Source organism: Baaleninema simplex PCC 7105, assembly GCF_000332355.1.
Lineage (GTDB): Bacteria > Cyanobacteriota > Cyanobacteriia > Cyanobacteriales > Geitlerinemataceae > Baaleninema > Baaleninema simplex.
In genome coordinates, this window is record NZ_KB235958.1 from 829778 (window position 1) to 845091 (window position 15314).

Annotated in this window: 17 protein-coding genes; 10 read left to right on the forward strand and 7 right to left on the reverse strand. The window is 50.6% G+C overall.

Going from position 1 to position 15314, the window contains the following annotated elements:
* The 6 genes from GEI7105_RS29220 to mdh form a co-directional block, all read left to right on the forward strand.
* Positions 1-851: IS701 family transposase (locus tag GEI7105_RS29220; protein ID WP_017659507.1), on the forward strand; the 851-nt coding region annotated here is incomplete at its 5' end.
* Positions 852-1096: 245 nt separating this feature from the next.
* Positions 1097-1555, forward strand: a complete 459-nt coding sequence (gene rplI / locus GEI7105_RS0105645) for a 50S ribosomal protein L9 (RefSeq protein WP_026097458.1) — start codon at positions 1097-1099, stop codon at positions 1553-1555.
* A 350-nt stretch (positions 1556-1905) separates the two neighbouring features.
* The gene (locus GEI7105_RS0105650; RefSeq protein WP_017659509.1) at positions 1906-2136 is read left to right on the forward strand and encodes a photosystem I reaction center subunit IV; all 231 of its coding nucleotides are present in this window, start codon (positions 1906-1908) and stop codon (positions 2134-2136) included.
* A gap of 154 nt (positions 2137-2290) precedes the next feature.
* Positions 2291-3190, forward strand: coding sequence for a DNA-formamidopyrimidine glycosylase (locus tag GEI7105_RS0105655; protein ID WP_017659510.1), 900 nt, complete (start codon positions 2291-2293; stop codon positions 3188-3190).
* 79 nt (positions 3191-3269) lie between these two features.
* Positions 3270-3497, forward strand: a complete 228-nt coding sequence (locus GEI7105_RS0105660; protein ID WP_017659511.1) for an NAD(P)H-quinone oxidoreductase subunit O — start codon at positions 3270-3272, stop codon at positions 3495-3497.
* A gap of 88 nt (positions 3498-3585) precedes the next feature.
* Complete coding sequence (mdh, locus tag GEI7105_RS0105665; protein ID WP_017659512.1) at positions 3586-4569, forward strand: malate dehydrogenase; 984 nt, start codon at positions 3586-3588, stop codon at positions 4567-4569.
* A 17-nt stretch (positions 4570-4586) separates the two neighbouring features.
* Here mdh and ppk1 read toward each other — a convergent pair whose 3' ends face one another.
* Together ppk1 and GEI7105_RS0105675 are read right to left on the reverse strand one after the other, a co-directional pair.
* Complete coding sequence (gene ppk1, locus GEI7105_RS0105670) at positions 4587-6767, reverse strand: polyphosphate kinase 1 (protein WP_017659513.1); 2181 nt, start codon at positions 6765-6767, stop codon at positions 4587-4589.
* Between the two features lie 90 nt (positions 6768-6857).
* Positions 6858-7076 (reverse strand): hypothetical protein, encoded by a 219-nt coding sequence (locus GEI7105_RS0105675; RefSeq protein WP_017659514.1) that lies wholly within the window; start codon positions 7074-7076, stop codon positions 6858-6860.
* 203 nt (positions 7077-7279) lie between these two features.
* Between GEI7105_RS0105675 and GEI7105_RS0105680 the strand changes: the two genes are divergently transcribed.
* The gene (locus GEI7105_RS0105680) at positions 7280-7576 is read left to right on the forward strand and encodes a Mo-dependent nitrogenase C-terminal domain-containing protein (RefSeq protein WP_017659515.1); all 297 of its coding nucleotides are present in this window, start codon (positions 7280-7282) and stop codon (positions 7574-7576) included.
* A gap of 188 nt (positions 7577-7764) precedes the next feature.
* On the opposite strand, the gene GEI7105_RS0105685 is transcribed toward GEI7105_RS0105680, so the two are convergent.
* Complete coding sequence (locus GEI7105_RS0105685; RefSeq protein ID WP_017659516.1) at positions 7765-8358, reverse strand: superoxide dismutase; 594 nt, start codon at positions 8356-8358, stop codon at positions 7765-7767.
* 391 nt (positions 8359-8749) lie between these two features.
* Positions 8750-10240, reverse strand: coding sequence for an IS5 family transposase (locus GEI7105_RS0105695; RefSeq protein ID WP_017659491.1), 1491 nt, complete (start codon positions 10238-10240; stop codon positions 8750-8752).
* Between the two features lie 352 nt (positions 10241-10592).
* Between GEI7105_RS0105695 and bicA the strand changes: the two genes are divergently transcribed.
* Positions 10593-12275: a bicarbonate transporter BicA gene (gene bicA / locus GEI7105_RS0105705; protein WP_017659519.1), complete on the forward strand. Its 1683-nt coding sequence runs from the start codon at positions 10593-10595 to the stop codon at positions 12273-12275.
* 35 nt (positions 12276-12310) lie between these two features.
* Here the strand turns inward: bicA and GEI7105_RS38255 are convergent, their stop codons facing one another.
* Positions 12311-12487, reverse strand: a complete 177-nt coding sequence (locus GEI7105_RS38255; protein WP_158413169.1) for a hypothetical protein — start codon at positions 12485-12487, stop codon at positions 12311-12313.
* Between GEI7105_RS38255 and GEI7105_RS0105710 the strand changes: the two genes are divergently transcribed.
* Positions 12474-12935, forward strand: a complete 462-nt coding sequence (locus GEI7105_RS0105710) for a YbjN domain-containing protein (RefSeq protein ID WP_017659520.1) — start codon at positions 12474-12476, stop codon at positions 12933-12935. The two genes, GEI7105_RS38255 and GEI7105_RS0105710, sit on opposite strands and share 14 nt — an antisense overlap.
* Positions 12925-13713 carry a lipoate--protein ligase family protein gene (locus tag GEI7105_RS29225; protein ID WP_017659521.1) on the forward strand — a complete coding sequence of 263 codons (789 nt, stop codon included), beginning with the start codon at positions 12925-12927 and terminating at the stop codon, positions 13711-13713. Before GEI7105_RS0105710 ends, GEI7105_RS29225 begins: the two co-directional genes overlap by 11 nt.
* A gap of 6 nt (positions 13714-13719) precedes the next feature.
* Here GEI7105_RS29225 and GEI7105_RS0105720 read toward each other — a convergent pair whose 3' ends face one another.
* Positions 13720-14046 (reverse strand): DMT family transporter, encoded by a 327-nt coding sequence (locus GEI7105_RS0105720; RefSeq protein ID WP_017659522.1) that lies wholly within the window; start codon positions 14044-14046, stop codon positions 13720-13722.
* A gap of 505 nt (positions 14047-14551) precedes the next feature.
* Positions 14552-15142, reverse strand: coding sequence for an IS1634 family transposase (locus GEI7105_RS0105725; protein WP_017659523.1), 591 nt, complete (start codon positions 15140-15142; stop codon positions 14552-14554).
* Positions 15143-15314 lie beyond the last annotated feature (172 nt).

A 15314-nucleotide genomic window follows, 5' to 3' on the forward strand; every position in this document is an offset into this window, starting at 1 on the left:
TCTATGATGGCAAAAAAAATTTGCCTCTGGATGTAGAAATCTATCAGCCAGCCAGTTCCTTACCCTCAGGCAAGAAGATCCCCTCTTTCAAAAAGAAACCCGAAATCGCCTTAGAATTAATTGACCGGAGTTTAAAGAGAGGGTATCGACCGGGAATCGTCCTCATGGATGCCGGCTATGGTAACAACACAAATTTTTTAAAGGGACTCGAATCTCGCCGACTGAAGTATCTAGGAGCCGTCGCCAAAAATCGGAAAATCTGGCTGAATCAATCGGGAGAAAATTGGCAAAAGATTCGCCTTGATGAATATGCCAAAAGCTTACCAGAAGAGGACTTTACGTCAGTTTCTCTAAATTCAAACAAGCCCAAAACCCTGTGGGTGGCGACGGGTACGGCAGAGCTGTCACGTCTACAAGGAGAAAGAACCTTTGCTATCGTCATGAATGCAAGTTCTTATGCGGACGCGACAGAAATTGATTATTTTATCACGAATGAAGACTCCGAAAAAGTGACTGCCGAATGGGTCGTGAACACTTACTCAGGGCGAAACTGGGTAGAAGTCTTCTATCGGGAAGCCAAAGGATGGTTGGGTTGGAGGGAATGCCAGGCGAGAGGTTTGAAGAGTTTACAGCGGCATTTAATTTTGGTATTTTGTGCCTACACTTTTATCCTTTGGCATAAGTTGACGGGCGGTTTACGAAGGAAGTGGGCGAACCAACCTTTGGAAACTTTTGTAGATGCTTTAGAGGCTTTTCGGACAGCCATGTCTTTTCGTTTTGTGGCATGGCTGAACGAGAATCGAGACCTGTTTGCCGCTCACAAAGCGCGTTTTGGCTTGGTTTGGGCTTGAAATTTGTTTAAGTACCGCTAATCGAGGTGGGGTGATGGGAAGATGATGAGGTCAGGAGATTTCCCATCATCAAGTCATCCCATCATCACTTCATATTTCGTTGGAGGTTGCCATCGATCCGGCAACCCCATAGAATGAGAGATCGGACTTTTGACGGGGCGATCGGCACGTTTGCGATCGCTGCTGCCAACTCCGTCTTTTTAAGTTTCCTCGAATCCTATCGTCATCATCCCTCGAAAACTATCATGAAGAAGCGCGTTCAACTCCTGCTCGATCGAGACGTTCGCAAACTCGGAAAAGCGGGTGACGTCGTCGATGTCGCTCCCGGCTACGCGAGAAATTACTTAATTCCCCAAAAAATGGCGGTTCCGACGACGCCGGGAATTCTCAAACAAGTCGAACTCCGCAAACAACAAGAACTCGAACGGATCGCTCAACTGAAACGGGACGCGGAATCCCAGAAAACGGCCCTCGAAACCATCGGCCGTTTTACCGTGCAGAAACAGGTCGGCGAGGGAGATGCGATCTTCGGAACCGTTACCGATCGCGAAGTCGCCGCCGCCATTCAAGAAACCACCGGACAAGAGGTCGATCGCCATACGATTACCCTCCCCGAAATCAACAAAACGGGTTTCTACAAAGCGCAAATCAAACTGCACCCGGACGTCTCCGCGCAAATCGAAATTCACGTCACACCTTTGTAAATCTCGTCGAACGTCTCGCGAGTCAGTGTGCCAAAGCTGAACTCAGGTTTCCGCAAACTGACCCCGAAATTCAACCAAATTTCTCGTTTCCTCAAACTCGCTACGATGACGGGGGCGCTAAGCTGCTTCGAGCTGGCGTCCCCGTTGTTTTACCCGTCGTTTCGAGTGTTTCGAGGGGTTGAGTAACAAAACTTAAAGACTCAAACGTCCCGAGACGCCAGACTCAGTAGTACCCTGAGAAATAATGCTTTGGCATCTTACGGACAAGCTGATTCGAGGCAGTTCGTCTCGGACAGTCCGATCGCCAATGCGATAACACCCTTGGATTCATTCAATCGAGAAAAAAAACTATGATTCAACGTGGTTCTAAGGTGCGGATTCTTCGCAAAGAATCTTATTGGTACCAAGACGTCGGCTCCGTCGCGACCATCGACCAAAGTGGGATTCGCTATCCCGTTATCGTTCGGTTCGACAAAGTGAACTATACCGGTTTTAGTGGCGCTTCCGGTGGCGTCAACACCAACAACTTCGCCCTCGACGAACTCGTGGAAGTCGAAGCACCCAAGAAGAAGAAAAAATAAACCTCGATCGCACTGTTCGACGGTTTTCGTCGGCTAAGGTGCGTCAGCGGTTTGGGGTTAGCGTTTGCGGCGATCGATCGCCGCGAACGTCTAACCCTTTCTCGTTTTTTGTATCTTGCTTGCAATGATTCTTTAGCATTTTTCCACTGAACCCGTGCCAGAACTTCCCGAAGTCGAAACTGTCCGTCGCGGCTTAAACGCGGCCACCCGCCGTTACACGATCGCCGGCGTCGAAGTCTTACTCGATCGCACCGTCGCCGCCCCCAAGGCCATCTCGGACTTCGCGTCGGGACTCGAGGGACAAGCGATCGCCTACTGGCACCGCCGGGGAAAATACCTGTTGGCGCAACTCGGCAACGATCCCGAACTCGACAGCCTGCAACCGACTCCCCACGGTTGGCTGGGGGTTCACCTCCGCATGACCGGACAGTTGCTGTGGTGTCGCCGAGACGACGCACTCCAACGCCATACGCGGATTCGTTTGTTTTGCCAGGGCGAGGGCGAGAGCGATCGCGAACTGCGATTCGTCGATACCCGTACCTTCGGCCGCCTCTGGTGGGTTCCGCCGCACACCCATCCCGCCGCTGTCGTGACTGCGTTGCTGTCTCTCGGTCCCGAACCGTTCTCCGAAGACTGTTCGACGGACTATCTGGCCGAAATCCTGAAAAATCGACGCAAACCCATTAAAACCGCCCTTCTCGACCAAACCATCGTCGCGGGAGTCGGCAACATCTACGCCGACGAAACCCTCTTTCTCAGCCGCATTCATCCGACGCGCCTGTCCTGCGAGTTAAGCTGGCAAGACCTCGATCGCCTGCGGGGAAATTTAGTGCGCGTCCTCGAAAACGCGATCGAAGCCGGTGGCACCACGTTACGGGACTTTCGCACTGTCGAGGGAACCAACGGCAACTACGGCGGCCTCGCTTGGGTATACGATCGCGCTGGAGAACCCTGCCGCGATTGCGATCGTCCCATCGAACGCCTCAAACTGAGCGGGCGATCGTCCTATTTTTGCCCAAACTGTCAGCCAGATATCAGACGCGACTCGAATTAAGAGTCAAAATCAACCTAAAATTCCGGCTAAATTCGGCGTAAGATGAAAAGCAAGACAGACGTTTGAACGAAAACAGTCCATGCCAGCAGCCAAAAAACTCAAACGCGGTTCGTTCGTCCGCGTCGCCCGGGAAAAATTTGAAAACAGCCTGGAAGCCCAAGCCAGCGACAGTCGGCTTCCCAACTACATCTTCGAGACGCGAGGCGAAATCCTAGAAACCGAGGGAGACTACGCTCTCGTCAAATTCGGCATCGTTCCCACGCCGAACGCTTGGTTCCGTCTCGACCAACTCGAAGCGTTTGAGTAAATCGGACGTTTCGATGCGATCGATATCGCTCGAATCCCGTTCCTCTCACTTTCCGCCGTAACTGCGATCCTGCGCCCCCCAAATGCCCATGAACGCTTCGGTTTCCTCCCCCTCTCCTCCCCGCGATCGCCGACAAAGCCGCGTTTCGATCGTCGGAGCGGGTAAAGTCGGCAGTACCCTCGCCCAACGCATCGCCGAAAAAAATCTAGCCGATGTCGTCTTGCTCGATGTGGTCGAAGGCTGGCCGCAAGGGGTGGCGCTGGATTTAATGCAAGCCCGAGGTCTCGAAGGACACGATCGCCAGGTCGTCGGCACGAACGATTATGCCGACACCGCCGAGTCCGACGTCGTGGTCGTTACCGCCGGTCGCCCGCGTGCGCCGGGCATGGATCGCAACGATTTGATTAAGACTAACGCTGGCATTGTCGTCGATGCGGCGAAACGGGCGATCGAACGATCGCCCGACGCGATCTTTATTATCGTCACCAATCCCCTCGACGTGATGACTTACGTGGCTTGGCAAGCGACACAACTGGCTCCCCACCGCATCGTGGGCATGGCAGGAGTTCTCGACTCGGCGCGATTGCAGACGTTTATCTCCTTAGAACTGGGGGTTTCGACTCAAGACGTGCAGGCGATGGTGTTGGGCAACCACGGACAGCAAATGATTTCCCTGCCTCGCTACTGCACGGTCAAAGGCATTCCTTTACCCGAACTGCTCGACGCCGCCACGATCGATCGCTTAGCCGAGCGCACCCGCAACGGCGGCACGGAAATCGTCGAACTCATGCAGCGAGGCGGTGCGTACTTCGCTCCCGCCTCTTCCATTTACACGATGGTCGAGAGTATCCTCGCCGATCGCTCGCGTCTCGTCAGTGCGGCGGCTTACCTCCAAGGAGAATACGGCATCGAGGGTCTGTTCCTCGGCGTACCCTGTCGGTTGGGGCGTCGCGGGGTCGAGCAGATCGTAGAACTGTCTCTGACGAACGACGAACGCCACGCCATCCAAACGTCAGCGGCTTCCGTGCGCGACAACATCGAAAACGCCAAGCAGGTTCTCGGTTGGTCGTGAACCGGACTGAAGTTTCTCTAATCCATTGCCATTTGCATCAGAACAGTGTGGGTTCCCGGTTCGGTGCTATCTTCAGGCGGACGACGTTGAATATAGGTTCCGTCCGGTTGCAGCTCCCAGGCTTGGCGATTGTCCGAGAGCATGATTCCCAAGATTTCCTGTAAGTCTTTGGCGAGGGTCGGATCTTCGATGGGCGTAATGGCTTCGACGCGGCGGTTGAGGTTGCGGGGCATCCAGTCCGCACTGCCGATAAACACCTTCTCGTCTCCTTCGTTGTTGAAATAGAAGATGCGCGAGTGTTCTAAGAAGCGTCCGATAATGCTGATGACGCGGATGTTCTCGCTCACGTTGGGAACGCCGGGACGCAAACAGCAAATTCCCCGCACGATCAGATCGATTTGTACTCCCGCTTGAGAGGCTTCGTACAGGGTTTCGATAATCTCGCGATCGACTAAGGAATTCATTTTCGCGACGATACGTCCAGTGCCGCCGTTTTCGGCGCGATCGATTTCCTGTCGGATCAGGGCAATGGTGCGATCGCGCATATTGACGGGAGCCACGAGCAGCTTGCGATACGACCGCTGGCGGGAATATCCCGTTAAGTGATTGAACAAATCCGTCAAATCCGCCCCGAGTTCCTCTCGACAGCTCAGAATTCCTAAGTCTGTATACAGTTTCGCCGTTTTGGGGTTGTAGTTTCCCGTTCCGATGTGGACGTAGCGGCGGATGTGTTTCTTCTCCTGCCGCACCACCATCGAAATTTTAGTGTGGGTTTTTAAACCAACGAGGCCGTAAACGACGTGAACGCCCGCCTGTTCGAGCTTTCGCGCCCAAAGAATGTTGTTTTCTTCGTCAAAGCGAGCTTTCAATTCCACCAACACCGCGACTTGCTTTCCGTTTTCGGCGGCGGCGATGAGGGCTTTAATAATCGGCGAATCTCCCGAAGTGCGGTACAGCGTCATTTTGATCGCTAAAACGTCGGGATCGTAAGCGGCCGCCGTAATGAAGTGCTGCACCGTCGCCGAAAAGGAGTGGTAGGGCAGATGAACCAGCAGATCGCCCCGTTCTCGAATTTCGGTAAAGAGATCTTCGTCGGTTTCTGTATTGGGTTCGGACGGATCGAGTTCGAGATCGCCAAACCGCCGCAACCGCGCCGGAACTACAGGCGTCCAGGGGGGATCTTTGAGTTCTGGAAGTGGCAGCGACATCATCGACATCAAATCACCCAATCCCAGAATGCCGGGAAGCTCGTACACGTCGTTCGGTTCGAGAAGGAGTTCCCCCATCAGCATGGTTCGCACTTCGTCGGAAATGGTGGCGGGGACTTCCATTCGCACCACCGACCCGCCCGATCGCCGTTTGCGGAGTTCTTGCTCGATGGCCAGGAGAAGGTCGTCGGCTTCGTCTTCTTCAACGGCGATGTCAGCGTTGCGAGTAATGCGGAAGGGATGGTATTCCTGAATGTTCATCCCCGGAAATAGGAAGTCGAGGTTATGGGCGATTACCTGTTCGAGAGGAACGCCGAGCCATACCATCGATTGGCTGTCAGCTTGGGTGACGTCTTCGAGCGGAAGCGGGACGAAACGCGGCAGGACTTTGGGAACTTTGACTCGCGCGAAGTATTCTTTTTCGCTTTCGGGGTCGCGAACCACGACGGCCAGGTTGAGGCTGAGGTTGGAAATGAAGGGGAAGGGATGGCCGGGATCGACCGCGAGCGGGGTTAAGACGGGAAAGATTTTTTCCTCGAAGTAGGTTTGCAGGTAGTTTCGCTGCTCTTGGTTGAGGTCGATGTAGTCGAGGAGATAGACGCCGTGTTCGGTGAGTTTGGAACGGAGCGTGTCTTGGAAGTGATGGTGTTGTTCGGCCACCATCGGATGCAGGCGATCGCTGATGTCGTCGAGTTGTTGTTGTGGCGTGCGACCGTCTGGGGTGAGTTTGGTGACGTTCGCTTCGACTTGTTGTTTTAAACCCGCGACGCGCACCATGAAGAATTCGTCGAGGTTAGAGCTGAAGATAGAGAGGAACTTCAACCGCTCGAGCAGGGGCGTGCGATCGTCGAGTGCTTCGTGGAGAACTCGGTAGTTGAATTCGATCCAGCTCAGTTCTCGGTTGAAGTAGTACTGCGGGTCTCGAAAATCGACCTCCGGTGCTTTGTTTTTCTTGGCCGTGTCGGAATTGCTTTTTTTGGGTTTTGCCATAGGTTGGAGATGCCAGTATCAGAGGAAACGAGCGAGCCAGACGAGAGCGTTTTCGTGAGGTGCGACGGTTAGAGGACACCGAAACGGTCGCTATCGACCCTGCTGGAAAACTTCCTCTTCTCGGCCGACCCACCACTCCCCGAGGCGATCGATGTCGTGCTGGAGTTGTGCGATCGCCTCGAGATAGTCTTCTTGAGACATGGTCGCTCGACGCTCTTTTAGCTTTTGCAACCGCAGTTGTACCAGCAACCACGGCTTGTGCGTGCCGTCGATCGCCTCGATGTATTGGGCTAACGCTTTACTGTCCATCAGCTTACCGATTCGAGCTTAAGTTTAGCTTAACGGGCAGCTTGCCCTCCGACAACTGCGCTTTCACCCCACGCTGCCGCCTCGGTTAAGTTATCCTCATGATAAATAATATTTTTTTATATCTTTTGGATATTGATATTTTCTTAAATTATCAATATCGTAGGATACAGACAGACGAAAACAACGACTTCTTGCAAAGACAGATGTTTCAGTTCCAGATTCCGTTTCCCCGCTTCGAGCTTCAAATTCCGTTTGACGGCGACCTTTTAGCCCCCCTGCGTCAGTATCTCGACGGACTCGACGTGCGCCGTCCCCGCTTAGCGCGAGCCATTTGTAACTTCGTTCCCGCGCAATGTCCCTTCGCCCGAGAAATTCGCGCGTTCGATCGCCTCTGGTTCCGCATTCCCCCTCTGTGCAAACTCAACCCCCTCTATAACGAACTCATGAGTCTGCGATTTCGCGCCCTCTGTTATTTGGATGAGGAGGCTTCTTCAGTCTAGAGGGAAGAGTGAAGAGTGAGGATAGGTCACAGTTTTCCTCATCCCCTCATCTCCTCAATAGTGACTGGTGACTGGCGACTGGCGACTGTAAGATTCCATCATCCGGTTGTCTTCCTACTCTCGAGAAAAAAACAGCCACGGCGAGCGCGGCTGTTGAAAAATGGACTAGATGGGTCGAACAGATGAAATTACGCCATGTTGCTGGAAACGAAGTCCCAGCTCACCAAGTTGTTAAGGAAGGTGTCGATGTAGTTGGGACGCAAGTTTTGGTAGTCGAGGTAATAGGCGTGTTCCCAAACGTCGATGGTCAACAGAGGTTTGTGACCTTCTGTCATCGGGTTTTCAGCGTTGGGGGTTTTGACCACTTTCAGGCTGTCGCCGTCTTGCACCAGCCAAGCCCAACCGCTACCGAACTGTCCGCCTGCAGCCGATTTCAGTTCTGAGATAAAGTTGTCGAAGCTGCCGAACTCGGCGTCGATCTTTTTAGCTAAGGCTCCCGTGGGCTTACCGCCACCACCGGGTTTCATGCACTGCCAGTAGAAGGTGTGGTTCCAAACTTGAGCGGCGTTGTTGAAGACGCCGGATTTTTCCGGGTCGCCTGCGGTGGCTTTGATGATATCTTCTAAAGATTTATCCGCCATATCCGTGCCTTCGATGGCAGCGTTGAGCTTTTTAACGTAACCGGCATGGTGTTTCCCGTAGTGGAATTCCAGGGTTTGCGCGGAGATATGGGGGGCAAGGGCGTCTTTTGCGTAAGGTAATTCCGGAAGTGTAAAAGCCATGTGGTTTCTCCTCTAAAGATTTCTGCGATCGAGTGCAGATGTACTTTCGTTAGACATATCGATCGAGCGGGTCGCTCGACCTGCCTCCAGTTTTCAGGCTGTTGGCAACGAAACTTAACACTACGGATCGTATCTCAAATTCTAAAACAAAGTCAAACTGATTATGAAAAAGTGGCGAGTTGCGGTTCGATCGGGCTGAAAATCGCGGCGATCGCGACGTTTGATGTTAGCACGGCAAGTCCGATCGCTTCCTCAAGCTCTTCCTGAATACGCCTGCCGTCGTTCGAGCGCCAAACAACGCGACCCCGATCGCTATCTCCTATATTAAATAGGGCTTGCTGAATAACTCCAAAAAACAGGGTATGGACAGTTGACAAGAAATGGAACAGAGTTAAGCATAAGCTATTTTTTTGGTATAAAATAGCTTGATATAACTCATCCTAATAATTTGGAACACAAAATCAGAGTTTTGGGAAATTTGACACAAAAAAAGACAGTAAAACTGCCTCAGCAGCTTCACCAAATTCATCACTAAAAATGTGAGGGAGATTGAGGTTTCTGATGTTTGAGCCAGTTTAGTCATGACTCGCCCCAAACCAAATCTCCGTTTTCCTTGTCCAAATTTACCCTCAATTTCGTTCCGAACTCTCTCATCTTCTCGTTCTTGTCTTTTCTGTTCTTTGCTCACCTTTTTAGGCGGTCTTCCCAAAGGCGGACCACTCAAACGAATTCCTCGTTCTTTACACCAAGCTCGATTAGCTCGGGTTCGATAAATTCGATCGGCGTGAACCGATTTTGGGTAATGTCCCGTCAGTTCTTTATACTCCTCTACTTGCATTTTCAAGTCGCCAGTTTCGTTATAGTTGTCCCAACTGATTCGCTCCACAAACACATATCCATCCCAACAACTCACCGAGATTTTGGCTCCGAATTCTGTATTGGCTCTCGCTTTTCCTCTCACGATCGGACGCACATGAGGTTGACTGAGACTGACAATCCGATCGTCAATCCGCTCGGTTTGATTTTCGAGCATCCATTGCTGCTGACGGTAGATTTCTACTCCGACCAATAATCTTCTGTATTGCCTGTGGCTTAAGCATTCCAGGCTCACCCCTGTTTCAATTAGCTTCTCAATATATTCCAAATTTCTTTTCACATACTTCAGTTGTTTCTTCACTGCATTGATTCGTTCTTTTCTCGATTTCTTCTTCCTTTTAGAAAATTTTAGATACTCTTTACGGGCTTGTTTTCGATAAGTTCTCGGTCTTTTCTCTCCTTTTACCTTCTGTTGTTCGTGCATCTTATCGACGATCCTTTCTGTGTCTTTTCTGACTGAATTTAACAGATCGAAATCCGTGGGATATTTAATATCCGCTGGTGCCACCGTTGCATCGATTAAGAGTTTTCCTTTATTATTTTGACCGTCTTCTCTTTCTCCGGCTTCTCCGAGCTTTTTTTCGGTGGCTTCCTTCCCAAATCCTTGGGCTTTTTTGACCATTGATTTATTGATTCTACCCAGAAACTCTTCCCCAATTCTCTGACGGAAGTGAACCATCATTGAGGGGTCGAATGGGGCTTCACTACTGTAACTCTTCTGACCGATAAAATACTGCAAATACGGGTTCTCTCGGATCTGCTCTACGGTTTCTCGATCGCTAATTCCCAATTTTTCTTTGATAATTAATGCGCCGAGCGCCATCCGAAATGGTTTCGCTGGCGCTCCCATTTCCTCGGAAAAAATCTGGGCGTATTCTTCCTCAAATTCTGTCCAGGGAATGAGTTTTGCCAGAATGACCCAACGATTTTCTCCACACAACTTTTCCTCAGAGGAAAGCTCAAAGGCTTCTTCGGGCGTGTCGGGATTTTGTGATTTTCGATACATTTTCTCTGACTGGATGCACGATAATTTTCAATTTTACCTCTTTTTCGGGCTCTTGACGTCACATCTAGACTCCTCTAAGCCCTACGCCGTAAGCTTTTCACTTCTTTTCAGCAAGCCCTAAATATCACAATTATTGATTTTTGTTTTTTTGTAGCGAAAAATACAGACAAAAATAACAAAAAGATATGGAGTCGATCCATTCATCAGCGATCGCTCGATCGTTGATAAGAAGTTGCAAACTCACAGGCGATCGTGGAGGCATAAGCAATGATATCGTCTATCTATAGCAATTAGTCTATTGACAATTTGCCGTACATAGCAAAAAATCTATGTATGCTTGCCGCTCAAATCTATGAGAATCACAAACCGTATCCATTTCCGAAACCTGCAAGGTGACATTTTCGGAGGAGTCACCGCCGCAATCATCGCCTTACCGATGGCGTTAGCCTTCGGGGTCGCCTCGGGCGCTGGAGCCGCAGCCGGACTCTGGGGGGCAGTCCTCGTCGGGTTTTTCGCTGCCTTATTCGGCGGAACGCCCACGCTCATCTCCGAACCCACCGGTCCGATGACCGTGGTAATGACCGCCGTTATTGCCAATCTCACCGCGTCAGCCGAGACGACAGGAGAAGGCTTAGCCATGGCCTTCACCGTCGTCATGATGGCTGGCATCTTCCAAATCCTGCTTGGAGTACTGAGGCTAGGGCGCTACGTCACGCTGATGCCCTACACCGTCATCTCCGGTTTCATGTCCGGAATCGGCATCATCCTAATCGTCTTACAAACAGCACCGTTTTTAGGACAAGCCAGTCCCAAAGGCGGCGTGTTGGGGACCTTGGGCAGTTTGCCCGACCTCCTGACCAACATCAACCCCGCCGAAACCGGTCTAGCTGTTTTAACCGTTCTGATTCTACTTTTTACCCCTTCTGCGCTGAAGAAATGGGTTCCGCCCCAATTACTCGCTTTGATCGCAGGAACTGTCGTATCGTTAATCCTCTTTCCCGATCTAGATATCCGTCGGATCGGCGAAATTCCCATGGGACTGCCCGAGTTGCAAGTTCCCACCTTTAGCCCCGATAAACTGCAAATGATGCTTGTCGATGCGGTTGTTTTAGGGATGTTGGGTTGTATCGACGCGCTGCTGACCTCGGTTGTCGCCGATAGTTTGACCCGTACCGAACACGACTCGAACAAAGAACTGATCGGACAAGGGTTAGGAAACTTAGCGTCGGGGTTGTTTGGCGGTATCGCCGGTGCCGGTGCCACGATGGGAACCGTGGTGAACATCCAAACCGGCGGACGGACGGCGTTGTCCGGTCTGACTCGCGCCTTTATCCTCTTTATCGTCGTGCTATGGGCCGGGAGTTTGACCGCTACCATTCCCATGGCCGTGTTAGCCGGAATTGCCCTGAAAGTCGGTATCGACATCATCGACTGGAACTTCTTGAAACGGGCGCATCAAATTTCTCTTAAAGGTGCGGCGATCATGTACAGTGTCATCGCCTTAACCGTTCTCGTGGATTTGATTGCGGCTGTGGGTATCGGTGTATTCGTGGCGAACGTTTTGACGATCGACCGTCTCAGTCAGCTTCAATCTCAGTCGGTGAAAACGGTGACGGATGCTGACGATGTGATTAACCTTAACGAGAGTGAAAAGCGTCTGCTCGATGGAGCCAACGGACGAGTGTTGTTGTGCCACTTAAGCGGACCGATGATTTTCGGGGTAGCGAAAGCCATTTCTCGGGAACACCAAGCTGTGCGGTTCTGCGATGCGTTGGTTCTCGACCTCAGCGACGTTCCCCACGTAGGCGTGACCTCTTCGCTGGCGATCGAAAACGCCATTAACGAGGCGATCGAAGAAGGCTGTCAGGTATTCCTCGTCGGCGTCACCGGACAAATCAAACGCCGCTTTGAAAAAATGGGAATTCTGAGCCGCATTCCCAACGAGCGGTTGATGATGGATCGGACTGAAGCCTTAGAACACGCGATTTCTGAGATCGGACTCGATGTGTCTACGAACGCCGAGCAACTCGTTTGACGAATCCGATCGCTGAAGTTACAACTGGTTCGATTCTAGATCCGTGTAGTCGAGAGGGCGATCGCTCTCTCGATTTTGTTGTGAGCGAATCCGGCCGTCTCGTCGTCCGGTCGCCTTGCTTTCTCGACCTCGAGATAGTCAGAGGGTTCCTGAAGGCGATACAGTGGTTTTGGCAACGGAAACTGGAGGTAAGCAGACGTGACGTTGGACAAAGAAGAACTCGGACTCGACGAACTGACGAACGACAGCGATACCATCGACTATCCTCAAGAAATCGAGACCGTCATCGCGAGTTTAGCGGAAGACCAAAAGGTGATGGTGGGTCACGACGATAGTGGCTACGCCTGGAAATTTAAGTACGGTAGCGTGCAAGTCTTCGTACAGCTAACGGGAGACACCGAAGACGATATGTTTACGGTTTGGTCGCCGGTTCTGAAGCTTCCCACGCAGGACGACGCCGGGTTAATGCAACACCTACTTCAGATGAACTGGAGCAGTACGTTCGAGTCCTGTTTTGCACTCGTCGATTCTCAGGTGGTGGTGGTGTCGTCCCGCACGGTCGCCGATCTCAATCCCAGCGAGATTTCTCGCGTGATTACGGTGGTGGCCACGATCGCCGACGACAACGACGAAGCGTTACAAGAACAGTTTGGGGCATAAACCGACGATCTGGCGACTGATTCCGCAGTTACGCGCGCCGGGTTGGGTTCAAATGGGCGTGGACGAATGGCTGCTCGATCGCCACCGACAGGGGAGCCATCCGCCCGCGCTGCGGTTTTATACGTGGTCGCGTCCGACGATTTCTCTGGGCTATCACCAACGGCGCTATCCGGCATTTTGGCACGAGTTGCAGTGGCAAGGTCAACCCGTGTCGTTGGTGCGACGACCGACGGGGGGACGGGCGGTGTTGCACGGTGGAGATTTAACCTATTCCATCGTCACGTCGGGGATGTCTGGAACGCGATCGCAGGTGTATCGGAAGCTTTGCGAGTTTTTGATTCTTGGATGGCGACGGTTGGGGATTCCGTTACATTTCGGCGATCGCGATCGCGGGGAATACGCCCGACGCCACAGTTGTTTCGCCACCGCCACGGGAGCGGATTTAGTCACCTCTGACGGGACGAAGTTGATTGGAAGCGCCCAACTTCGCCGAGGAAAGGCGGTGTTACAACACGGTTCGATGCAGTTGTCGCCGCATCGGGAATTGTTCGATCGCGTGTTTGGAAGCGTTCCCGACTCTATCTCGCATTCTTGGCAACGTGGAGTCGAACCAGCCGAGATCGACGCGATCGTTGCGACTTTGATGCAGGCCGCGCGAGAGTGTTATAATGTAAAATTTGTTGTCCGATCGCTGTCCGAGCGAGAATGGCAGGAAATTTACTCTAAAATCGAAGTTTTGAAATCTCAATTTTCGTCTTTAGAAATCCGCAATTCATAATGCAGGTTAATGGCTCGGAGCGAGTACATTTAAAACGGCAACACCTGCGACAATTAGCCCAATTCCTAAGATGTGAAATTGCGTGAAGGGTTCTTTAAACAACCATACACCTGTCATCGCGACGAGAGCCGTTCCTAACCCCGCCCAAATTGCATAGGCAATACTTAAGGGAACGTATTTTAATGCTTTAGAAAGCAGTGAAAACGATGAAGCATAGCCGAGAACGACAAAAACAACGGAAACCCAATTGTGATATTCAGAGAAAAATTTTAACGAGGTAGTGGCAACGACTTCGCTAGTAATTGCAAAAAGTAAAAATAACCAACCCTTCATAGTTATCGATCTTGCTTTAATACTTTATATAAAATTATAAGTATTATCGATCGACACGATCGCGCAATTTGATAAAGACTTCGAGAAGATTCAATTAAGATTATGTGAAACGTACGCGATACGGTTATTTTTAGATCGAAATAGATTGAGAAGGTATTTTTTGTATTTTAGGTCGCCATAGAGATCGGCTGCACGCTCGATCTGAAAATTGATTTTCTTGTGAATCGATCGGTATTTCGACTGTTAAAGCCCACATTCCGCACTTCAACTTGTAGTACGCCAAGTAGCACGAGAAGGGGATGAAATTAGTCGGGAGTTGGTTAGGGATTAAGACCGAGAAAAAAGAAAAATTCGGGTAAAAATGACATCTTAGAGAAAAATCGGTTGAGGAATGGGCAAGTTAAACTGTTCCCACCCAAAAAAACGGCTCAAAATTGGTTTGGGGAATCCCCCCCCCATCAGGGAGATTAGATGTAATTTTAACGAGCATTAATCGAGTCTATCTTCAAGTTAGAAGATAATAAGCCTGACAAGATTTTGGAAAAAATTCAAGTAAATGTAGGCGCTCAGAGGTTAAATTAGAAATTTTTTTAACTCCCTGAGTTCGGAAGACATGAATCCCTTGAAAACATTGAAATATCCATCGGAGAGTTGGTCGATCGGTTAGACGACCTAACTGATTTTTGACGCCAGTTTTTAGCCGCTTCAAAGTTTTCCGAATTTGTCGTTGTCCCAGAGTGTAAACCAATAAGCATAAGCCCATAATGAATCCCAAAGCTTCAATCCGGTGAGGAGATTTAAGAAAAACGCTATCCGTTAAAAATAGCGGGTCTTTCAGAAAGCCAAAACCTCGTTCGACTGACTGTTGCTCTTTGTAGTTCGAGAGCATTGAATCAGCGGTTAATTCTTCTGAGTTTAAAACATTCGTCGCCAAGATAAATCGTCCGGCACTTCGTTTTTTTATCTCGACTGAAGCTTCATCAATTGTGACGTTCGCTTTGACTTGATAGACCCCAGAATTTTCCGTAATTTCTAAATCGGTAATTTGGTGATACTTCGACTTTCTTAAAAGGCGAAATGCTGCTTTTTCGGTCATCAGCGGCACAAGCAAATTCTCGAACACTTAACTCTCGGAGTTTCTTTTGGGCGGACTCACCATCTTTCTGGATTTTTTTCTCTAATTTTTTAAATCTGATTCTTTCCTTTTTTGACTTTCGACTAATAACCATCTTTGCTCAACATCGGCATAGTTTTGTTGTAGATTCTTG